Source organism: Roseicyclus mahoneyensis (assembly GCF_003148775.1).
GTDB lineage: Bacteria > Pseudomonadota > Alphaproteobacteria > Rhodobacterales > Rhodobacteraceae > Roseicyclus > Roseicyclus mahoneyensis.
In genome coordinates this window covers 166,312-187,155 of the sequence record NZ_QGGW01000005.1, presented here as the reverse complement: position 1 = coordinate 187,155, position 20,844 = coordinate 166,312, and the positions used below count along the sequence as shown (strand labels likewise).

General features: G+C 64.5%; 22 protein-coding genes. 7 read left to right on the top strand and 15 right to left on the bottom strand.

Features of this window, described 5'->3' with window-relative positions; genetic code table 11:
• Positions 1-14 precede the first annotated feature (14 nt).
• The 5 genes from C7455_RS12035 to C7455_RS12015 form a co-directional block, all read right to left on the bottom strand.
• Positions 15-1,595, bottom strand: coding sequence for an ABC transporter ATP-binding protein (locus tag C7455_RS12035; RefSeq protein ID WP_109668521.1), 1,581 nt, complete (start codon positions 1,593-1,595; stop codon positions 15-17).
• Positions 1,592-2,812 carry an ABC transporter permease gene (locus C7455_RS12030; RefSeq protein ID WP_109668519.1) on the bottom strand — a complete coding sequence of 407 codons (1,221 nt, stop codon included), beginning with the start codon at positions 2,810-2,812 and terminating at the stop codon, positions 1,592-1,594. The genes C7455_RS12035 and C7455_RS12030 overlap by 4 nt, the downstream gene beginning before the upstream one ends.
• Position 2,813: 1 nt before the next feature.
• Entirely contained in the window at positions 2,814-3,968 is a 1,155-nt protein-coding gene (locus C7455_RS12025; RefSeq protein ID WP_109668517.1) for a microcin C ABC transporter permease YejB, read from the bottom strand.
• A gap of 6 nt (positions 3,969-3,974) precedes the next feature.
• The gene (locus C7455_RS12020; RefSeq protein WP_109668516.1) at positions 3,975-5,831 is read right to left on the bottom strand and encodes an extracellular solute-binding protein; all 1,857 of its coding nucleotides are present in this window, start codon (positions 5,829-5,831) and stop codon (positions 3,975-3,977) included.
• 250 nt (positions 5,832-6,081) lie between these two features.
• The gene (locus C7455_RS12015) at positions 6,082-6,597 is read right to left on the bottom strand and encodes a c-type cytochrome (protein WP_109668694.1); all 516 of its coding nucleotides are present in this window, start codon (positions 6,595-6,597) and stop codon (positions 6,082-6,084) included.
• Positions 6,598-6,703: 106 nt separating this feature from the next.
• Between C7455_RS12015 and C7455_RS12010 the strand changes: the two genes are divergently transcribed.
• Positions 6,704-7,534, top strand: a complete 831-nt coding sequence (locus tag C7455_RS12010) for a prephenate dehydratase (protein ID WP_109668514.1) — start codon at positions 6,704-6,706, stop codon at positions 7,532-7,534.
• A gap of 102 nt (positions 7,535-7,636) precedes the next feature.
• Here the strand turns inward: C7455_RS12010 and C7455_RS12005 are convergent, their stop codons facing one another.
• The 5 genes from C7455_RS12005 to C7455_RS11985 all read right to left on the bottom strand — a co-directional run bounded on the left by C7455_RS12005 (position 7,637) and on the right by C7455_RS11985 (position 11,570).
• Entirely contained in the window at positions 7,637-8,125 is a 489-nt protein-coding gene (locus C7455_RS12005) for a hypothetical protein (RefSeq protein WP_109668513.1), read from the bottom strand.
• A 356-nt stretch (positions 8,126-8,481) separates the two neighbouring features.
• Positions 8,482-9,354, bottom strand: a complete 873-nt coding sequence (locus C7455_RS12000; RefSeq protein WP_109668511.1) for a LysR family transcriptional regulator — start codon at positions 9,352-9,354, stop codon at positions 8,482-8,484.
• 39 nt (positions 9,355-9,393) lie between these two features.
• Entirely contained in the window at positions 9,394-10,443 is a 1,050-nt protein-coding gene (locus tag C7455_RS11995; protein ID WP_109668509.1) for a sodium-dependent bicarbonate transport family permease, read from the bottom strand.
• A gap of 93 nt (positions 10,444-10,536) precedes the next feature.
• Positions 10,537-10,866, bottom strand: a complete 330-nt coding sequence (locus tag C7455_RS11990; RefSeq protein ID WP_109668508.1) for an AzlD domain-containing protein — start codon at positions 10,864-10,866, stop codon at positions 10,537-10,539.
• Positions 10,863-11,570, bottom strand: coding sequence for an AzlC family ABC transporter permease (locus C7455_RS11985; RefSeq protein ID WP_109668507.1), 708 nt, complete (start codon positions 11,568-11,570; stop codon positions 10,863-10,865). The genes C7455_RS11990 and C7455_RS11985 overlap by 4 nt, the downstream gene beginning before the upstream one ends.
• A 102-nt stretch (positions 11,571-11,672) precedes the next feature.
• Here C7455_RS11985 and mobA point away from each other — a divergent pair, with 102 nt between their 5' ends.
• Both mobA and C7455_RS11975 read left to right on the top strand, forming a co-directional pair.
• Positions 11,673-12,260, top strand: a complete 588-nt coding sequence (gene mobA / locus C7455_RS11980) for a molybdenum cofactor guanylyltransferase MobA (RefSeq protein WP_245904315.1) — start codon at positions 11,673-11,675, stop codon at positions 12,258-12,260.
• Positions 12,257-13,114, top strand: a complete 858-nt coding sequence (locus C7455_RS11975; RefSeq protein ID WP_109668506.1) for a molybdopterin guanine dinucleotide synthesis — start codon at positions 12,257-12,259, stop codon at positions 13,112-13,114. The genes mobA and C7455_RS11975 overlap by 4 nt, the downstream gene beginning before the upstream one ends.
• An 80-nt stretch (positions 13,115-13,194) precedes the next feature.
• Here the strand turns inward: C7455_RS11975 and C7455_RS11970 are convergent, their stop codons facing one another.
• The 4 genes from C7455_RS11970 to argH all read right to left on the bottom strand — a co-directional run bounded on the left by C7455_RS11970 (position 13,195) and on the right by argH (position 16,338).
• Positions 13,195-14,205 (bottom strand): hypothetical protein, encoded by a 1,011-nt coding sequence (locus C7455_RS11970; RefSeq protein WP_109668504.1) that lies wholly within the window; start codon positions 14,203-14,205, stop codon positions 13,195-13,197.
• A 34-nt stretch (positions 14,206-14,239) separates the two neighbouring features.
• Positions 14,240-14,707, bottom strand: a complete 468-nt coding sequence (gene greA, locus C7455_RS11965; protein WP_109668503.1) for a transcription elongation factor GreA — start codon at positions 14,705-14,707, stop codon at positions 14,240-14,242.
• A gap of 93 nt (positions 14,708-14,800) precedes the next feature.
• Positions 14,801-14,950, bottom strand: a complete 150-nt coding sequence (locus C7455_RS11960; RefSeq protein ID WP_245904314.1) for an argininosuccinate lyase — start codon at positions 14,948-14,950, stop codon at positions 14,801-14,803.
• Positions 14,947-16,338 carry an argininosuccinate lyase gene (gene argH, locus C7455_RS11955; RefSeq protein WP_109668501.1) on the bottom strand — a complete coding sequence of 464 codons (1,392 nt, stop codon included), beginning with the start codon at positions 16,336-16,338 and terminating at the stop codon, positions 14,947-14,949. The genes C7455_RS11960 and argH overlap by 4 nt, the downstream gene beginning before the upstream one ends.
• 25 nt (positions 16,339-16,363) lie before the next feature.
• On the opposite strand from argH, the gene C7455_RS11950 reads away from it, so the two are divergent.
• Positions 16,364-16,924 (top strand): TlpA family protein disulfide reductase, encoded by a 561-nt coding sequence (locus tag C7455_RS11950; protein WP_342767635.1) that lies wholly within the window; start codon positions 16,364-16,366, stop codon positions 16,922-16,924.
• 83 nt (positions 16,925-17,007) lie between these two features.
• Here C7455_RS11950 and C7455_RS11945 read toward each other — a convergent pair whose 3' ends face one another.
• A complete protein-coding gene (locus C7455_RS11945) occupies positions 17,008-17,574 on the bottom strand; it encodes a DNA-3-methyladenine glycosylase I (protein ID WP_109668497.1) in 567 nt (188 codons plus the stop codon).
• Positions 17,575-17,676: 102 nt separating this feature from the next.
• Between C7455_RS11945 and C7455_RS11940 the strand changes: the two genes are divergently transcribed.
• From C7455_RS11940 to phbB, 3 genes are all read left to right on the top strand, one after another.
• Positions 17,677-18,510, top strand: a complete 834-nt coding sequence (locus tag C7455_RS11940) for an EAL domain-containing protein (RefSeq protein WP_425450640.1) — start codon at positions 17,677-17,679, stop codon at positions 18,508-18,510.
• A 146-nt stretch (positions 18,511-18,656) separates the two neighbouring features.
• Positions 18,657-19,832, top strand: a complete 1,176-nt coding sequence (locus C7455_RS11935) for an acetyl-CoA C-acetyltransferase (protein ID WP_109668496.1) — start codon at positions 18,657-18,659, stop codon at positions 19,830-19,832.
• A gap of 139 nt (positions 19,833-19,971) precedes the next feature.
• Positions 19,972-20,694: an acetoacetyl-CoA reductase gene (gene phbB / locus C7455_RS11930; protein WP_109668495.1), complete on the top strand. Its 723-nt coding sequence runs from the start codon at positions 19,972-19,974 to the stop codon at positions 20,692-20,694.
• Positions 20,695-20,844 lie beyond the last annotated feature (150 nt).

Genomic DNA, 20,844 nt, shown 5'->3' with positions numbered 1-20,844 from the left:
GGCTCCGGGCGGCTTCAGGCCGCCCCGACCTCGCCAAAGGCCGCTTTCAGCAGGGCGCGCGTATAGGCATGCTTGGGCGCGGCAAACAGCGCCTCGGCCTCGCCGGTTTCCACCACATCGCCGTTCTTCATCACGATCACCTTGTGGCTCAGCGCGCGCACGACCTTCAGGTCGTGGCTTATAAACAGGTAGGCAATGGCGTTCTTGCGCTGCAGCGCGCGCAACAATTCCACGATCTGCACCTGCACCGTCATATCAAGCGCCGATGTCGGCTCGTCCAGCACCACCAGCTTGGGGCGCAGGATCATCGCCCGCGCAATTGCGATGCGCTGCCGCTGGCCGCCCGAAAACTCGTGCGGGTAGCGGTCCATCATCGCAGGGTCGAGCCCCACCTCCCCCAGAATGGCTGCCACTTGCGCGCGCCGGTCCTCACGGCCCACGCCATGCACCTCCAACCCCTCGGCCACGATCTGTTCGATCGTCATCCGCGGGCTCAGGCTGCCGAACGGGTCCTGAAACACGATCTGCATGTCGCGCCGGATCGGGCGCAGCTCGCGCGAATGCAGCCCCTGCACGTCGCGCCCCATGAAGACCACCGGCCCCTCGGACCCGATCAGCCGCATGATGGCCAAGGCCAGCGTCGTCTTGCCCGACCCGCTTTCGCCCACGATCCCCACAGTCTCGCCCGCCCGCACGCTGAGCGTGGCGGCATTGACCGCCTTGATATGCCCCACCGTGCGCCGCATCAGACCGCGCTGGATCGGGAACCAGACGCGCAGGTTGTCCGTCGCCACGATCTCGGGCGCGTCGGGCGCGACCGGATCGGGCCCCCCCGTCGATTCTGCCGCGAGGAGCTTGCGCGTATAGGGGTGGCGCGGGTTGGCGAAAATCTCCTCCGTCCGGCCCTGTTCCACGATCTCGCCGCCCTGCATCACGCAGACCCGGTCGGCGATCCGCCGCACAATGGTCAGGTCATGGGTGATGAACAAAAGGCTCATCCCCATGTCGCGTTTCAGATCGGCAAGCAGATCGAGGATCTGCGCCTGAATGGTGACATCGAGCGCCGTTGTCGGTTCATCGGCCACCAGCAGGTCGGGGCCATTGGCCAGCGCCATGGCGATCATCACGCGCTGCCGCTGCCCGCCCGACAATTGGTGCGGATAGGCACCCAGCCGGTCTTCGGGGTCGCGAATGCCGACCTTGTGGAGCAATTCGATCACGCGGGCCCGTGCGGCTGCCCCGCGCAAGTCCTGATGCAGCATCAGGCTTTCCGTGATCTGCTTTTCCAGCGTGTGCAGCGGGTTCAGCGATGTCATCGGCTCCTGAAAGATGAAGCTGATGTCATTGCCCCGGATGCGGCGCAGCGTGCCCTCGTCAGCGCCCACCATCTCTTGGCCCGCATATTTCACCGACCCCGTGATCTCGGTCGCGCCGGGCACCAGCGACACGGTCGACAGCGCCGTCACCGACTTGCCCGACCCGCTTTCGCCGACCAGCGCGACCGTCTCGCCTTTGTCGACATGAAACGACACGCCGCGCACCGCATGCGTCGGGCCAAAGCGGACCGACAGATCCCTGACCTCAAGAACCCTCATCGAAAGGTCTTTCGCGGGTCGAAGGCATCGCGCACGCCCTCGAAGATGAAAACCAGAAGCGACAGCATGATCGCAAAGGCGAAAAACGCAGTGAAGCCCAGCCATGTCGCTTGCAGGTTGTTCTTGGCCTGAAGCGTCATTTCCCCCAGCGACGGCGCCGAGGACGGCAGCCCGAAGCCCAGAAAATCGAGCGATGCCAGCCCCCCGATCGTGCCCGTGACGATGAAGGGCAAAAAGGTCAGCGTGGCGACCATCGCATTGGGCAGCACATGGCGGAACATGATCTTGCCATTCGACACGCCCAGCGCACGGGCCGCGCGGACATATTCGAAATTCCGCGCGCGCAGGAATTCCGCCCGCACCACGCCCACAAGCCCCGTCCAGCCGAACAGGACCATCAAGAACACCAGCAGCCAGAAATCCATCACGAAAATGGCCGAGATGATGATGATGATGTAAAGGCTGGGCGTCGAATTCCAGATCTCGATCACCCGCTGGAAGATCAGGTCGAGCCAGCCACCATAAAACCCCTGCGCCGCCCCCGCCGCGATCCCGATGACCGAGGTGAGAAAGGTCACGATCAGCGCGAAACTGACCGACAGGCGGAAGCCGTAGATCACGCGCGCCAGCACATCGCGCGCGGTGTCATCCGTGCCCAGCCAATGCTTCGCATCGGGTGGCGACGGTGCCGACCGGCCCAGATCATTCACCGTGTTGTAGCTGTACGGAATCAGCGGCCACAAAAGCCAGCCCTGTTCCACCGCCTCACCGTTGAAGACGCCCGTTGTCTCGACCGCCTCGATCACGCCCTCGGGGTCATCCCAGCATTCGCCCAAGCCCCCCGAAATAATGAGGCATTGCACCTCGATATCGCGGTAGACGGCCTCGGTCCGGAAATCGCCGCCGAACTCGGTCTCGGGGTAGAAGTTGAAGATCGGGGTATAGTACGCACCGCGATACTGCACCATAATCGGGCGGTCATTGGCGATGAATTCCGCCAACAGGCTCAGCCCGTAAAGCACTGCAAAGATCCACAGCGACCAGTAGGCCCGGCGGTTGGCTTTGAAATTCTGCCACCTCCGCCGGTTCAGCGGTGACAGCCACCCCTGCCGCACGGGCGGCAGCGGACCGGGCGGCGTCGGCCGCAACCCCGGTTCGGGGTCGATCCGGGGGCGTGCCGGGTCCGGGCCGCGGGGGTAATCGTCGGGCAGGGCCATCTCAGGTCTCCCGCGTCTCGAAATCGATGCGGGGGTCGATCCAGACATACATCAGATCCGACAAGATGTTCACAAAGAGCCCGATCAGGCCAAAGACAAAGAGCGTGCCGAAGATCACCGGATAATCGCGGCTGACAGCCGCCTCAAACGCCAACCGCCCCAGACCGTCGAGCGAAAAGATCGTCTCGATGATCAGCGACCCGCCGAAGAACACGCCCACAAAGACCGCCGGAAACCCCGCGATGACGATCAGCATCGCGTTTCGGAACACATGGCCGTAAAGCACGCGGGTCTCCGCAAGCCCCTTGGCCCGCGCGGTCATCACGTATTGCTTCTTGATCTCGTCAAGAAAGGAATTCTTGGTCAGCAGCGTCAGCGTGGCAAAGGCCGAGATGGTGGAGGCCAGCACTGGCAGCGTGATGTGCCAGAAGTAATCCCCGATCTGCTGGATGAGCGTCATGTCATCGAATCCATCGGACGTCAGGCCACGCAACGGGAAAATCTGGAAATACCGCCCCCCCGCGAACACGACCAGAAGCAAGATAGCAAAAAGGAAGCCGGGGATCGCATAGGCCACGATGATGATGCCGCTGGTCCATGTGTCGAATTTCGACCCGTCTCGGGTGGCCTTGGCGATGCCCAGCGGGATCGAGACGATATAGGCGATCAGCGTCGACCATAGCCCCAGCGAGATCGATACCGGCAGTTTCTCGATCACCAGATCGATGACCGAGATCGAACGGAAATAGCTCTGCCCGAAGTCAAAGCGCGCGTAATCCCACATCATCAGGCCAAAGCGTTCGATGCCGGGAATATCCTCGGCCACGCATTCCGCGGCCCGCAGGTTGGGGGTGCCCGTAAAGCCCTCCTCGCAGACGATGCGGGCGAAATTGAACTGGATGCGCAACTCGTCGAGGAATTGCGGGGGCAGCCCCCGCGCGCCCTGATAATCGCTGCCCTCGATCTGTGCCTGACCGCCCGCATCGCCGCCGCCCCCGGAAATACCGGCAAAGACGTCGCCATCCCCTTCCAGCTGCGCGATCACCTGCTCGACCGGCCCGCCGGGCACGAATTGCGTCAGGGCAAAATTGATCACCATGATCCCCAAGAGCGTGGGGACCATCAGCAACATGCGTCTGAGGATATAGGCGCCCATTTGCCGCTACAGCACGCCCCGATCGCGCAGCACCTGCTCCGCTTCGGGATCGACCCACCAGAAATCGAGGAATCCGATGCCATAGGGTGGCAACGTCTCGGGGTAGCGGTAATGGTTGTAATAGGCGACCCAAGCGCTGTCGTTGTGCCACTGCGGCACCCGGATGCGCAGGGCGCGCAGCACCCGGTCCAGCGCCCGCACCGCCACCTCCATCTCCTCGCGGGTCTCTGAGCGCACCACGACCTCGACCAGCCGGTCGACGCCGTCATCGGCCAGCCCCGCCACATTGAACAGGCTCTCGTCCGCGCCGATGCTTCCAAACAGCTGCCGCAGCGCCGTGCCGGGCTCGTAGCCCGTCTGGAAGAAGTCCGTCACGATGTCGAAATCCGCGTCGCGTTGGCGCTGGCTGGCCTGCGCCCCGTCGACCCGGTTCAGCCGCGCGTTCACCCCGATGGCGCGCAGATTTTCGACATAAGGGTTGATGATCCGGTCAAACAGCGGCCCGGCGTTCAGGAATTCGACGTCCAGCGTCTGCCCAGCAGCGTTGCGCAGCATGCCGTCGTTGCCGGGCGTCCAACCGGCCTCTTCCAGCAGTGCCGTGGCGCGCCGCACCTGCGCGCGGTCAAGCGTCCGATCGGGATTCGACGGTGGTGTGGCAAAGGGCGGCTCAGTAAAGACCTCTTCGGGGATCAACCCGCGCAGAGGCTCCAAAATTGCCAGTTCCTCTGGCGTGGGCAGCCCCTCGGGCTCGAGATGCGTATTTTCCCAGAAACTGTCGATCGGCGCATAGAGACCGAAGAACAGCGTCTGGTTGGTCCATTCGAAATTGAACATCAGCGCGATCGCCTCGCGCACGCGGGGGTCCTGAAATTTCTCGCGCCGCAGGTTGAACACGAAACTCTGCCCCGGCGCGATCAACCCCTGAGGGATCGTCTCCTGAATCACCGTTCCATCGGCGAGCCGCGGAAAACTGTAGCTGTTCGCCCAGTTCTGGGAAGAGTTCTCTTGACGGAACAAGTAGTTCCCTGCCGTAAATCCCTCAAAAGCAGCGATGGAATCCGCGTAATATTCCACCCGGATACGGTCGAAATTATGCCGCCCGCGGTTGATCGGAAGGTCATTGCCCCAATAGTCGCGGTTGCGCACGAAGACCGTCGACCGGCCCGCATCGATCGCACCCACCACATAGGGTCCGGAGCCGACCAACGGCGTCAGCCGGCTTTCGTTGAATTCCCGCCCGCTGGCGATGTGGCTGGCTTGCGAAAACACCGGAAGACCACCCGCCGCCTCGATCCGGCCACGCAACTGGCTTTCGGGGTTGAAGTTGAACCGGATGGTGCGATCGTCGATCACCTCGGCGCTGTCGATGGTCAGGGGAATGTTGGCCCGGAAACTCGGCAGGCCTTCGTCGCGCAAGATCTCGTAGGAAAACAGCGCGTCCTGTGCCGTCACCGGCGTCCCGTCGGAAAACCGCGCTTCCTCCCGGAGGGTGAAGATGACGTAGGACCGGTCCTCGGGAAAGGCGATGGTCTCGCACAGCAGACAATAGCTCTCGCCGATGGTGTCGAGCGTGCCCTCCAGCAACGATTCAAAGAAGATGTTGGCCAGAACCGCCGGATTGCCCTGATTGGTATAGGGATGCAGTGAATCGAACGACCCCCCCGCGCTCGACCAGCTCATCGACATCTCGCCGCCCTGCGGCGCATCCGGGTTCACATAAGCGAGATGCTCGAAATCCGCCGGATAGGTCAGATCCTCAAGCCCGAAGGTGCCGACCGCATGGGTCACGATCAAGCCCTCCTGCGCGCGGGCGGGGTCGGCCGCCAGCGCCATCACCGCAGCGGCAATCAGCGGGAAGGTCATGCACAAGGCGCGGGGCAAGGAAAGATTTGCAAGGACTGCGGCAGGGCGTTCAGACATCAGGGTCTCCGGGCTCGTCCACTGTGGGGCAACATCCCCAGTATCTGGGTCGCATCACGTTAGAGACCACCCCTACCCGGGTTCAAGTTGAGATTGCGTGATCGGACCGTGTCCCGCAGGCGCGCCACCCGCAAGCGCCCAAGAAAAAGGCCGCCTCTGCAGGCGGCCCCGATCCATGGCATGCTTGCCCGCCTTATTGGAAGGTCGCCATGTAGGCGATCAGGTTGGCCCGATCCTCGACCTCGCGCATGCCGTTGTAGGCCATCGCAGTGCCCGGAGCATAGGCGCGCGGGTTCTCGAGGAAGGCCGACAGGTTCTCGGGCGTCCAAGCCCCGTCTTGCGCCATCAGGGCAGCCGAGTAGCTGAAGCCCTCGGCGGCATGCTTGGGCCGGTCAACGACACCATGCAGATAGGGACCCACGCGATTTACGCCCGGCTCGAGCACATGGCAAGCCGAGCACTGGCGCCACAGCCGCTCGCCCGCGGCGGGATCTGCGCTGGCATAGACATCGGCAAAGGCAACCTCGATCACCTCTTCGGCAGCCTCGGGTGCGGCCTCTTCCTCTTCGATGAGGATCGCGAAACCGCGCACGTCGTCATGACGCTCGATGTTGTACAGGCTCTCGGCGGCCCATCCGCCCAGCAAAAGCACCAACATGCCGCCGCAGACGGATGCGAATGCCTTGGTGATGGTCATCGTGTCGAACATGATCTTCCCATTCGGTATCGCCGTTTCGGGGCTATGTATGGGGTTTCGCCCCTGCATGGCAAGGTATAGAGAGCGCGACGAAACGCCCACATCCACAGGTAGACCCATGACCGGACGCATCGCCTTTCAGGGGGAACCCGGGGCCTATTCCCATCAGGCCATCCACGACGCCCGTCCGGGAATGGAGGCGCTGCCCTGCGCCAGTTTCGAGGATGCCATCGCCGCCGTCCAGACCGGTGCGGCCGATCAGGCGATGCTGCCGGTGGAAAACACCACCTATGGGCGCGTGGCCGACATCCACCGCCTGTTGCCCGCATCGGACCTGCATATCGTGGACGAGGTCTTTGTCCGCGTGCACATCAACCTGCTCGCCGTGCCCGGCGCGGAGATTTCAGACATTGCCGAGGCGCACAGCCATCTGGTCTTGCTGCCGCAATGCGCTCGTTTCTTGCGTGAGCATGACATCAAGGGTCAGGTCAGCCCCGACAATGCCCGCGCCGCCCGCGACGTGGCCGCATGGGGTGACCGCACAAAAGCCGCGCTCGCCTCGGAACTGGCGGCCGAAATCTACGGCCTGAACGTGCTCGCCCGCCATATCGAGGACAACGACACCAACACCACGCGCTTTCTCATCATGGACCGCAAGCCCGACATGACACGGCGCGCGGGTCACATGATGACCACCTTCGTGTTCCGCGTCCGCAACATTCCGGCCGCGCTGTACAAGGCGATGGGCGGCTTTGCGACCAATGGCGTGAACATGACCAAGCTGGAAAGCTACATGGTCGACGGGTCCTTCACCGCGACGCAGTTCTACGCCGATATCGAAGGCCACCCCGAAGACGAAAACGTCAAGCTCGCGCTTGAGGAGTTGAGGTATTTCACGAGCTTCCTCAAGATTCTCGGCACCTATCCGGCGGCTTCGGTGCGCGACTGACCCGATCTCGGACGCAAAAAGGCCCCGAGGAATCTTCCCTCGGGGCCGTTGTCCCGCGCTTGGTCGTGCTTGGACGCGCGCGTGCGGTGGCGGTTCTGACGATCAGTTCCGGACGCGGCTGATGATCCCGTTGACGGCGATGCGGTCGCCTTCTTCTTCGAACCGGGCGAGGGCGATCAGTTCACCACGGGTGAAATCTGCAGCATTCACGCCCAGATCATCGGCAACCTGCGCCAGCCAGTCGTTCCGGCCGGCCTCATTGCGCGTCGACACGCTGGTGTCGGCGGCACCGACACCGCGGACAGCCTGCAGATTGCGGGCATGGGCATTGTCGCCCTCCTCGATGGCGCGCTCGATGGCGGCCGCGACGCCGCGACGTTCGCTCGTGGCTGCATCCAGGTTCGATCCGCCGGAGAGGATGAAGTTGACCAGCGTCTGGTCGTTCTCCTCATAGGCGCGCTCAAGCTGCACCAGTTCGGCCGTGGTGAAGCTGCCTGCGCTCACGCCGAGCGAGGTTTCCAGCTGGTTCTGCGCAAAAGCCGGAGCAGTGATCGCAAGAGCGGCGGCGGTGACAAGAAACAGGTTTTTCATGACTTGGGTCCTTTCGGGTTTTCAATCTGTCCGGAGATGTTTCCGGGAGGGTTTGGTCTCGGCGTCTGTGCCGTCGATGAGAGGAAGATCGGTCTTTCACACCTCTCGTTCAACTCACATGAGAAGGATTTTCGTGTGATAATGGTGCGCATATGCACATATTTGTTTGCCAATGCACCAGCCATCACGCAGCCTCTCGGATGCGTGAAAAAGTATCTGAAATCAGTGATTTGAATTCCGATTATTCACGAAATCGCGAGCCTTTGGTGATCCTTCCTGCCAGGTGGCACCGGATGATCACGGCGCAGCGCGAGTCACCCCCATGATGATGCCTAGCGGCAGTCAGACGGAATGGATCAGGGCTTGAACCGCGTCATCGGCGGCAGGCGCATCAGCGCGGGATGGGGAAAATTCCGTTTCGCAGTGATCGCGTAGAAGCTTTCGACGATGCCCAGATCGGTGTCGAGCTTCGTCAAGACGCCCGCGCCGATCTCGTCGGCCATGACCACGGCCGGGGCCAGCGCCACGCCCACATCTTGCCGCGCCAGCAGGCGGACCATGGCCATGTCATCGACCTCGGCCGCGATCTTGGGCACGATCCCCTTGCGCGCGCACAGCGCGTCAAACCCTGTCCGGATCGAACTTTCCGTGGGCACGATCAAGGGCTGGCGCGACAAAATCCCCGTGCTGTCGCGCCCGCGCACCCGTTCGGGCGTGCCGATCAGCGCCACGGGCTGCGCCGCGATCCGTTCGGCCATCAACTCAGGGTATGCGGCCGCGTCATGGGGGTCGGTGGACAGCACCACATCCAGAGACAGGCCCGCCAACCGCGGCAAGAGCGTCGCGGCAGACCCCGAGACCAGCGCCAAAGGCACCTTCCCCAGCACGGGCTTGAGAAACCGGATCTGGAAATTGCGCGACAGCGTCGACAAGGCACCGACCCTTAGCGGCCGGTCGCGCCCCACCCCGTCGCCCAAGGCGGCCAGCAGATCCTCGCCCGTGCCAAAGATGCGCTCGGCATGATCCAGCGCGATCCGCCCCGCCTCGGTCAGGATCAACTGCCGACCCTTGCGCTCGAACAGCGCGTGGCCCAGCCGTTCCTCCAGCTGCTTGATCTGCGTCGACAGGGCCGATTGCGACAGGTTCAGCCGCTCGGCTGCGCGGGTCAGGTGCCCCTCGTGCGCGACCTCGCGGAAATAGCGCAGGTGATGATAGTTCAGCCGGTCCATATTCGACTTTCTAGAACGTTCGGACCGGCCGCGCAGCAGTTACTGAAAGCCGATCAACCAATCGGCCAGCGCGATCCAGACCGGGATCGACAAGATGGCCACCGGCGTCCCGATGCCGGTCGAGGTGCCGACATAGGCGCCCGGGTTCGCCTCTGGCAGAGCCGCACGCAGCGTCGGCGGGCCCGAGATGTCGGAGCTTGAGGCTGCCATCACCGCCAGCAAAACCACACCCCCGCCCGAGAACCCGGTCAGGTGATGGGCGATCATCCCCGCGCCAAAGCCCAGCGCGCCATGCACGAAGGGTGCTGCAATGCCGTAAGCCACATAGGCGTGCGCGACCTTGCGCATCTCGCCCAGCCGCAGCCATGCCTCCATCCCCATGATCAGCATCATGATCGACAACAATCCACGGAACAGCGGCTCGTAGAAACTGGCGTAGACTTGTTCGGGCCGCCCCAGCAGGCCAAGGGCCAGGCCTAAAACTAGCGCGGAAATCGCGGGGCTTTTCAGCGTGTCGGTCAGGATCTCCCTGACAAGATTGGCATTCTCGCCACCACCCATTGCCATCACCGCCGTGCCGCCGCCTGCAGGCGTAGCCGGCATGGCGCGCGCGGCGCACATCCGCGCCAGCAAGATCGCCGTGACCAGCGCGGCGATATCCATGAAGGGATAGAGCGCGCCGATGAACCCTTCATAAGCAATGCCCTCCGCGTCGAGCATCACCATGCCCGCAGCCAAGGTCGAGGCCGAGACAGCCCCGAAAAGCCCAGTCGTCGCCATACCGTCCATTGGGGTTACGCCCTTCGTGCGCGCCAATGTCCGCGAGCCAAGCAACACGATGACCACGCCCACCAAAGCTGCGGCAATCGCGGGAACCGCCAGCGCGACCAGATCGGCCTCGCGCACCGAGATGCCGGCGCCAAGGCCGACCTTCAGCAGCAGCACCAGCACGATGAACTTGTAGACCGGCGCGGGCACCTCCAGCTTGCTGCCAAGGGCGGCCAGCATCATGCCGCCGATCAAGAAGGCCAGCGTCGGTTTTTGCAATTGCGCGACCAGCGTCGCGGCAATGTCAAACGTCATGTCCATGGCGCGCACCCCTTGCGTCCGGTTTCCGGTGCATGGGGTATGGCGAGGACCATCGAGAAATAAAAATTCAGATAATGCGATTTTCGTTCTGTTTCATGGAACGATAAACCCAAGCCCCCACAGCGTCGCCATGCCCGCGACGATGGCCCAGATCGCGTTCTTCGTCCAAAGCCCGACACCCAGCGCAAGCGCGGCGGCAATGATCCGCACCGGATCAAGCTGCCCGCCCGTCGCCTCGGGCCACAGTATCAGCGGCGTCACCATCGCGGGCAGGATGCCGACGGCAGTGTATCGCAGATGACGCAAAAGCCATGGGGGCAATTGCCGGTCGCCCAGAATGCCCAGAAAGGAAAACCGGATCAGGAAGGTACCCAGACCCAGCGCAAGAATGATGAACCACAGGTCGGCGGGCGTATAGTTCACCGGCGCGCCTCCATCCGGCGCTCGACCTCGGCGCCCACGATCATCGCGGCCAGACCTGCCGCCAAAAGCCACAGGTTCCAAGGCAGGAAGGCCAGCGTGATCGCCATGACCACCGAGGTCAGCGCGGCGGCAACATGGGCGAGCGTGCGCAACGCCGGCGCGATCAGCGCGATGAAGGTGATCGGCACTGCGAAATCGAGGCCCAGCGCGGGCGGAATGGCCTCGCCCACCATGATCCCCAGCGCTGTCGCACCAACCCAGACCGGGATGATCGGCGTCGCGGTGCCGAAGAAGAAGGCGACCTTTTCGGCGGTGCTCTGGTCGGGCCGCGCCTCGTAATCCGCGTGGCCCAGCGCATAGGTCTGGTCGACGTTCATGTAGGCTATGAGCGCACGCTGCCAGATCGGCGCGCTGCCCAGATGCGGGGCAAGCGAGGCGGAATACATCGCCATCCGCAGGTTCACCGCCAAGGCCGAGGCGACGACGATCAGCGTGGGCGCGTTGTCGGCCATCAGCTGCAGCGCGGTGAATTGCGAGGCGCCCGCAATCACCAGCACGGTGAAACCCATGACTTGCGCGATGTTGAGACCCGCCTCGGTGCCCACGACGCCGAACAGCAGGCCGAAGGGGGCCACAACGATGACGAAGGGCAGTGCTGTTCGAAGCCCGCGCAGATAAGCGGTTCGGGGACTGGATGCGGACATGGGGGCGGGGTAGCCTTTGGGGCGCGGATGTTGAGCCCCGTCTAGGCGAGGCGGGGCGCGGATGCAATTGAGGCCGCGTGGCGCGCGGCATCAGGGGATGTGATGGGCATGGACGACAAGCCTTTGGGCGTGATCCTTGCAGGCGGCGCGGGACGGCGGATCGGCGGCGGCAAGCCGTTCGTGCTGCTGGCAGGGCAGTCTTTGCTGGCACATGTGGTGGCGCGGCTGGCACCGCAATGCCGGGCGCTGGCGATTAACGCAAATGATCGGGCCGGCCATGACAGGCACGGGTTGCCGGTGATCGCGGATGCGGATGGCGGCGGCAACGGTCCCTTGGCGGGGATCTTGGCGGCGATCCGCTGGGCGGCGGCGCAAGGCGCGAGCCATGTGCTGACCGCGCCGGTCGACACGCCCTTTCTGCCCGTCGATCTGGCTGAACGGCTGGCGGGTGCAGCGGCCCCGGTCGCGCTGGCGGCCACGCACGACGGGGTGCACGGCACCTGCGGGCTGTGGTCGGTCGCGCTGGCCGATCCTTTGGCCATGGCGCTCGTGGCGGGGGTGCGGCGGGTGACGGACTTCGCCGAGGCGCAAGGCGCGGTCCCGGTGATCTTTCCCGCGGCCGGGGCCTTCGTGAACGTCAACACACCCGAGGATCTGGCCGACGCCGAGGCGCGGCTAGCGCGGGGATGACCGGCATCGACACGATCATCATGGTCGACTGGTCGGCGCGGTCGGCACCATCGCCCGCGCGGCGTACCAAGGATGCGATCTATGTCGCCGAGGTCGCACCCGGACACCGCTCCGTCACCTATTGCCGGACCCGGGCCGAGGCCACCGCCCATCTGACCGCCCGGTTCGCGGCCGCGCTGGCCGAGGGTCGGCGCGTGCTGGCGGGCCTTGATTTCCCCTTTGCCTATCCGCGCGGCTTTGCCGAGGCGCTGACCGGGCGGGCCGATCCCTTCGCGGTCTGGGGCTGGTTGGCTGACGCGATCGAGGATGACGAGCGAAACGCCAACAACCGGCTGGAGGTGGCCGACAAGATCAACGCCCGGTTCAAGGCCGAGGGGCCGTTCTGGTCGCACCCCGTGGGCAAATCGCCCCTGCACGTGCCCTTTCGCAAGCCGCCCCACGCGGGCTTTCCCTTTGCCGAGCGGCGCAAGGTGGAACTGGCCGCGCCCGGGGCCAGCACCTGCTTTCAGCTCTACGGAAACGGCGCGGTGGCAAGCCAGACGCTGCTGGGCCTGCCCCGTCTGCACGCCTTGCGGCAGCGGTTCGGCGACACCTTGGCCGTGCGCCCCTTTGAGGATCGCGAGGCGCCGATCGTGTTGGCCGAGGTCTATCCCGCGATCCTGTCGGCCGAGATCAAGCGCCGCCAAAAACCGGACGAGGTGGCGGACGCGGCGCAGGTCCGCGTTCTGGCCGCGGGTTTTGCAGGGCTTTCACCCGAAAGGCTCGACGCGATGCTGCGCGAGGGCGACAGGAAGGAAGGCTGGATCGCGGGGCTGGGGCACGCGGCGGAGTTGATCGCCGCGCTTGGATCCTGAATGGGGCGTTTTCCTGCAGGAAAACGGAGCGAAAAACTGCAGTTTTCCCGTGCGGTTTCCCGCGCAAACCGGCCCCGCCCTCAGTCGAAGGTACCCGCCACCCGCCCGATCAACATGAAGGCGCGCGCCGTCCGCGTGCCGGCCATCGCCACGATTTCAGCATCCGAGGCGTTCTTTTCGAATTCCATGAAGGTGCGGTCGAAATGGCGCAGGAAATGGTGCGCGGCATCACGGAACACCGGGTCCTTCTTCATCCGGCCGGCCGCGAGCACGAGGCTGGAGCGGTCATGAATGCCGCCCAAAGCCGCGATGGTGCGCCCCCGTTCGCCTTGGGCAAAGCGGCGCCAGATCTCGGGGCGGGCGCGGTCGGGACGCAGGTCGTCCATATAGATGCCATCTTGGCTGAGCAGCGTCAGCACGTCCTGACTGGCACGGATAAGGCGCTCGGTCGCTCGATCCTCCAGCGCGCGGCGCAGTGTCCGGAAGCCTTCCTTGTCATGCTCGTTCTCGGGGAAATTTAGCGCCTTGATAAAATCGGCGACCGAGATCGGATCTTTCTCCACCGGAGTGGCGAAGGCGAGGCCGGGCTGCGGCTGGTCCGGGGTGGCCACTGCCTGAACGACGGCGGCACGATCCTCGGGCGGGGGCAGCACACGCAGCGAGGAAAACACCGCCGGTGCGCCCGATTGGGCGGCGCGGGTGCTTTCGACCAATTCCTCCAGTTTTTCGACCACGGCGGGGCGCAATTCCATCGTCGCGCGCTGCTGCTGGTCGACATAGGCTGCGCGCATCGCGTCGATGGAGGCCTGTAGCCGCGCCGCCTCTTCGCGCAGACCGCGGGCCGTGCGGGCGGCAGTGGCCGCGACCCAGATCAGGGCGATGGGCATGAGGATGGCGAGGATGGTCAACACGCCATCGGCAAAGCCGCCCGGATTCCCCTCGTCCTCACCGGTGTTGAGAAAGATCACGGCGACAAGCCACACGCAGGTCAGGATGCCCGCACCAACCTCGATCCCGGTGATGCGCCGCGACGGTTCCTCCCGGGCATATAGACCCAGTTCGAGGGTCGTTGGCTTGGGCTGGTCGGGCATGTGCGGCGGGGGCCCTTCGGGTCGGGTGATGGGATCAGACGTAGGAAATGCTGAGGATTTCGTAATCCTTGTCGCCGCCGGGTGTCTTGACCTCGACGCTATCGCCCTCTTCCTTGCCGATCAAGGCGCGGCCAAGGGGTGAACTGATGTTGAGCATGCCCTTTTCGATATTCGCCTCGGCCTCGCCCACGATCTGGTAGGTCTTTTCCACGTCATCCTCGTCGACCAGCACCACGGTCGCGCCGAACTTGATCGGGCCCGACAGGGTTTTGGGATCGATCACGTTGGAGCGGCTGATGAGACCCTCCAGCTCCTTGATGCGGCCCTCGATGAAGGACTGCTTTTCCTTGGCCGAATGATACTCCGCATTCTCCGACAGGTCGCCGTGTTCGCGCGCCTCGGAAATGGCCTGAATGATCGCCGGGCGCTCGACGCTTTTCAGCTGCTTCAGCTCATCATTGAGGAGCTTGTAGCCCGCCGGGGTCATCGGGATCTTTTCCATGAAATTGGCCTTGGATTTGTAAGGGCATGGGACCGTTCAGGCCCGGCAGGTTAGGGCCGAACGTAACGGGGTTCAACGGGATATACGTGGGTGTCAGCTGCCGCCCGCGACGCCGATTGCCACGCCGCCGGACAAGGTGACGCCGGCGGACGGGCGTGGCTCGGGGCGCTCGGGCTCGCCATCGGCACCGCAAGACGCCAGAAGCGCAAGCGCGACCACGGCAGTGAGAACGCGGATCATCATGACAAAAGCTCCTTCCAGCGGGCGATCTGGGCGCGCACCTGCGCGGGCGCGGTGCCGCCGTAGGAGATGCGCGAGGCGACGGAATTGTCGACGCCCAGCACGGCGAAGATATCTTGCGTTATGCCCGGATGAACAGAGCGCATCTGATCGAGGCTCAGGTCCGGCAAATCCTTGCCCGCCGCCTCGGCCATGGCGACCAGCGTGCCGGTGACGTGATGGGCGTCGCGGAACGGCAGCCCAAGGACGCGCACCAGCCAGTCGGCGAGATCCGTGGCGGTGGAAAAGCCCGAGCCCGCGGCGGCGGCGAGGGCCTCGCGGTTGGCGGTCATGTCGCGGACCATGCCGTCCATCGCGGCGAGCGCCAGCATCAGGTTGTCGGCGGCGTCGAAGACCTGTTCCTTGTCCTCCTGCATGTCCTTGGAATAGGTCAGCGGTAGGCCCTTCATCACCATCATCAGCGCGACATTCGCGCCGAAGATGCGCCCGATCTTGGCCCGGATGAGCTCGGCGGCGTCGGGGTTCTTTTTTTGCGGCATGATCGAGGAGCCGGTGGAGAACTTGTCGGACAGGCGCACGAAACGGAACTGGGCCGAGGACCAGATCACAAGCTCTTCGGCAAAGCGCGACAGGTGCATCGCGCAGATCGAGGCGGCGGCGAGGAATTCCAGCGCGAAATCACGGTCGGAAACGGCATCGAGGGAATTGGCCATGGGCCGGTCGAAGCCCAAGGCGGCGGCGGTCATGTGCCGGTCAATGGGAAAGGAGGTTCCGGCAAGGGCGGCCGCGCCCAGAGGGCTTTCGTTCATGCGCGCCCGCGCATCGGCAAAGCGCGAACGGTCACGCGCCAGCATTTCGACATAGGCCATCATGTGGTGGCCCCACGTCACGGGTTGCGCAGTCTGCAGATGGGTAAAGCCGGGCATGACCCAATCGGCGCCCTGTTCGGCCTGCGCGATGAGCGCGCGCATCAAGGCCTCTATCCCCGTGGTGGCGGCGTCGCATTGGTCGCGGACCCAGAGGCGGAAATCGGTCGCCACCTGATCGTTGCGCGACCGCGCGGTGTGCAGGCGGCCCGCGGGTTCGCCGATGACCTCCTTCAGCCGGGCTTCCACGTTCATGTGGATGTCTTCGAGCGCGGTCGAGAATTGGAACGTGCCGCCCTCGATCTCTGACAAGACCGTGAGCAGGCCTTCCCGGATCGCCTGCGCGTCGCTATCACTCAATATGCCGGTGGCCGCCAACATCGCCGCATGGGCGCGGGACCCTTCGATGTCTTGCTTCGCCAGTCGCTTGTCGAACCCGATCGAGGCATTGATCGCCTCCATGATCGCGTCCGGCCCGGCGGCGAAGCGCCCGCCCCACATGGCATTGGCGGTTTTGTCGGTCATGGTCTGGCCCTTTGGAGGTTTCCTGATGATCCGCGGATTGCGTCTTGCAGTGCTCTACCTTGCTGCAAGCTTGGGTGCAAATGCTGCCGTGGCCCAAGACCTGTCGGCCTATCTGACCGGCGAGATGCGGGGGCTGGTGATCCACGCGACCCCGGTGGCGGCCTCAAGCCTGCCCTATCTGCATGTCGACGAGACGGAGGGGACGCTCTCGGATTACGCCGGGCGCTATGTCGTCCTGAACTTCTGGGCGACGTGGTGCGCGCCCTGCCGCGAGGAGATGCCGTCGCTGCAGAACCTGCAAAATGCCTTAGGTGGTGAGGATTTCGCAGTGGTCACGCTGGCCACGGGCCGCAACCCGCCGCAGGCGATAAGGCGCTTCTTTGAGGAGATCGGGGTGGAGACCCTGACGCAATACCGCGACATCAACCAGCAGATCGCCCGCGAGATGGGGGTCTTCGGCCTGCCGATCACGGTGATCTTGAACCCCGAAGGGCAGGAGGTCGCCCGGCTGAGGGGCGACGCGCATTGGGACAGCCCCGAAGCGCTGGCGCTGATCGAGGCGTTGATGGCGGGCGGCGAGGGGTGAGGGGGCTCTGCCCCCGTCCCTGCGGGACTCCCCCGGGATATTTTTGAAACAGAGAAGAGAGGCGCTGTAACCGTGATGCGGGATCAGCGCAGCACCGCATGGCGATGGCAGGTGGTGACGTGGTCGTTCACCAGCCCGCAGGCCTGCATCCAGGCATATGTGATGGTGGGGCCGCAGAAGCGGAAGCCCGCTTTTTTGAGGTCCTTCGACAGCTTTTCGCTGAGCGGCGTGAAGCCGGGCACGGAGGCGAGATCCGGGCGGTCAGGCTGCAGCGGCGCGCTGTCGACATAGGCCCAAATCCGGTCGGCAAAGGCGTCGGGACCGCCGAGGTCGAGGAAGGCGCGGGCGTTGGTGATCGTGGCCTCACACTTGCCGCGGTGGCGCACGATGCCGGGATCGGCCAGCAGGCGGGTGACCTCCGTTTCGCCCCAACGGGCGATCACCTCCGGATCGAAACCGGCGAAGGCCGCACGGAAGGCCTCACGCTTGCGCAGGATGGTGATCCAGGACAGGCCCGCCTGAAAGCCGTCGAGGATCAGCTTTTCCCACAGCGCGCGGCCATCGTGTTCGGGCACGCCCCATTCGGTGTCGTGATAGGCGACATAAAGCGGATCGGTTCCGCACCAGCCGCAGCGCCCGACGTCATGCATCCCGAGATCTCCGGACAATTGGAACAAAATGCCAACCTTGTCCTTTTGTTAAGGGGTGGGGTGGCATCGAGGCAAGGGTGTTGCGACGGCGGAGGTGCGGTGATGGGCCATATGCGGGGCAAGCTGGTGGATGCGGGTCTGGGCAGCCCGCTGGATGTCGCCATCACGCAGCGCGACCGGGGCACGCTGGCCATGGTGCGGCAGGCGCTGGAGCGCGGCGATGCGGCGCTGGCCTATCAGCCGGTGATGCGGGCGGATGGCGCGGGCGTGGCTTTTTACGAGGGGTTGATCCGGGTGCTGGACGACACCGGGCGGGTGATCCCCGCGCGCGATTTCATCGGGGTGGTCGAGGATCAGGATCTGGGGCGGCAGATCGATTGCGTCGCGCTGAAACTGGGGTTGAGCGCGCTGCGCGCGCATCCGACGCTCAGGCTGTCGATCAACATGTCGGCGCGGTCGGTCGGGTACCCGGACTGGATGCAGGTCTTGCGCCGCGCCATCCGGCAATGGCCCGAGATCGTGCACCGGCTGATCCTCGAGATCACCGAAACCAGCGCGATGCAGATGCCCGAAATCGTCAAGATCTTCATGGAGGATCTGCAGGACAAGGGGATCGTCTTTGCACTGGATGACTTCGGCGCGGGGCAGACGGCATTCCGGCATCTGAGGCATTTCTGCTTCGACATCGTCAAGATCGACGGCGCTTTCGCGCGCAACGTGAGCGCGGATGCCGACAATCAGGTGCTTTACGAGGCATTGATTTCACTGGCGCGGCATTTCGACATGCTGGTGGTGGCCGAAGCGGTCGAGACCGAGGAGGAAGCGCGCTGGCTGACGGCGGCGGGGGTCGATTGCCTGCAGGGCTACCATTACGGCGCGCCGACCTTCCGCCCGCCTTGGGCACCGGAGGGCAAACGGGCGGCCCTGCCACCGTGACCGGGCGCCAGGCCGCGCAACCGCAGGCTGAGACACACTGTCCATTGTGTCGCAGGGGGTGAGAGGGTTACCAGAAGGTTGGAGAGATGAACCGGCCCTGCGCCCCGCGTCATGGGGATGCCGCGCCTGTCACGAAAGGGTAATCCATGACCAATGTCGTCATCGCCTCGGCCGCGCGCACGCCGGTGGGCAGTTTTCTGGGCGCCTTCGCCAACACACCGGCCCATGAGCTGGGTCGCATCGCCATCGAAGCCGTGGTCGAACGCGCGGGCGTCGACAAGGCCGAGGTGAGCGAGACGATCCTGGGCCAGGTGCTGACCGCGGCACAGGGGCAGAACCCGGCGCGTCAGGCGCATATCAACGCGGGCCTTCCGCAAGAAGCTGCGGCTTGGGGCATCAACCAGGTCTGCGGCTCGGGCCTGCGGGCGGTGGCGCTGGGTGCGCAGCACATCATGCTGGGCGATGCGTCCATCGTGGTGGCCGGCGGGCAGGAGAACATGTCGATGAGCGCGCATGCCGCCAACCTGCGGCAGGGCCAGAAGATGGGCGACATGTCCTATATCGACACGATGATCCGTGACGGGTTGTGGGATGCGTTCAACGGCTACCACATGGGCCAGACCGCCGAGAATGTCGCGCAACAGTGGCAGATCAGCCGCGAGATGCAGGATGAATTCGCGGTCGCCAGCCAGAACAAGGCCGAAGCCGCACAGAAAGCGGGGCGTTTCGCCGACGAGATTGCAGCGGTGACGATCAAGACCCGAAAGGGCGACGTGACCGTGGACGCGGACGAATACATCCGCCACGGCGCGACCATGGATGCGATGGCCAAGCTGCGCCCCGCCTTCACCAAGGACGGTTCGGTCACGGCGGGCAATGCCTCGGGCCTGAACGATGGCGCGGCGGCGACGCTGCTGATGTCGGTCGATGAGGCCGCACGGCGCGGGATCACGCCACTGGCGCGCATCGCCTCCTACGCGACCGCCGGTTTGGACCCGTCGATCATGGGCGTAGGCCCGATCTATGCCAGCCGCAAGGCGCTGGAAAAGGCCGGATGGTCGGTCGGAGATCTGGATCTGGTCGAGGCGAACGAGGCTTTCGCGGCACAGGCCTGCGCGGTGAACAAGGACATGGGCTGGGACCCGGCGATCGTGAACGTGAACGGCGGCGCCATCGCCATCGGCCACCCGATCGGCGCCTCGGGCTGCCGGGTGCTGAACACGCTGCTGTTCGAGATGAAGCGCCGCGATGCCAAGCGGGGGCTTGCCACGCTGTGCATCGGGGGCGGCATGGGTGTCGCGCTCTGCGTCGAACGTCCGTAAGCCAGGCATGGGAACTGGGGCGCCTCCGGGCGCCCTTTTTCTTTGTGACGCATGGCCATAGTTGGCGAAACAAAGTTGCGTCGGTCGCGCCGTCCGCGTAACACCATTACCTGAACGATACGCCAGACTGGAGGAGATCATGGCAAAAGTAGCACTCGTCACCGGCGGAAGCCGCGGCATCGGTGAGGCCATTTCCAAGGCCCTGAAGGCGGAGGGCTACGAAGTCGCCGCCACCTATGCCGGAAATGACGAGAAGGCCGCGGCCTTCACCGCAGAGACCGGCATCAAGACCTACAAATGGAATGTCGCCGATTACGACAGCTCCAAGGCCGGCATCGCGCAGGTCGAGGCGGATCTGGGCCCGATCGACATCGTGGTGGCCAATGCAGGCATCACGCGTGACGCGCCCTTCCACAAGATGACGCCCGAGCAGTGGAAAGAGGTGATCGACACCAACCTGACGGGCGTGTTCAACACCGTCCACCCGGTCTGGCCCGGCATGCGCGACCGCAAGTTCGGCCGCGTGATCGTGATTTCCTCGATCAACGGGCAAAAGGGGCAGTTCGGGCAGGTCAACTATGCCGCGACCAAGGCGGGCGACCTGGGCATCGTAAAATCGCTTGCGCAAGAAGGCGCGCGGGCGGGGATCACCGCCAACGCGATCTGCCCCGGCTACATCGCCACCGAGATGGTGATGGCCATCCCCGAGGAGGTGCGCGCAAAGATCGTCGCGGGCATTCCGGCGGGCCGTCTGGGCGAGCCCGAGGAAATTGCCCGCTGCGTGGTGTTCTTGGCATCCGAGCAGTCAGGCTTCATCAACGGCTCGACGATTTCGGCAAACGGGGCGCAGTTCTTCGTCTGAGTTCTTGAGATTGAAACGCAAAAGGCCGGGCTTGACCCGGCCTTTTCCATGTCCGGTCTGCCGTTACGGGATCAGGCGCGGCGCGAAAACAGGCCAAATTCGCCGCGCCAGAAATAGGCGGCGCATTCCTGACGGGCCGCGACGATCTGG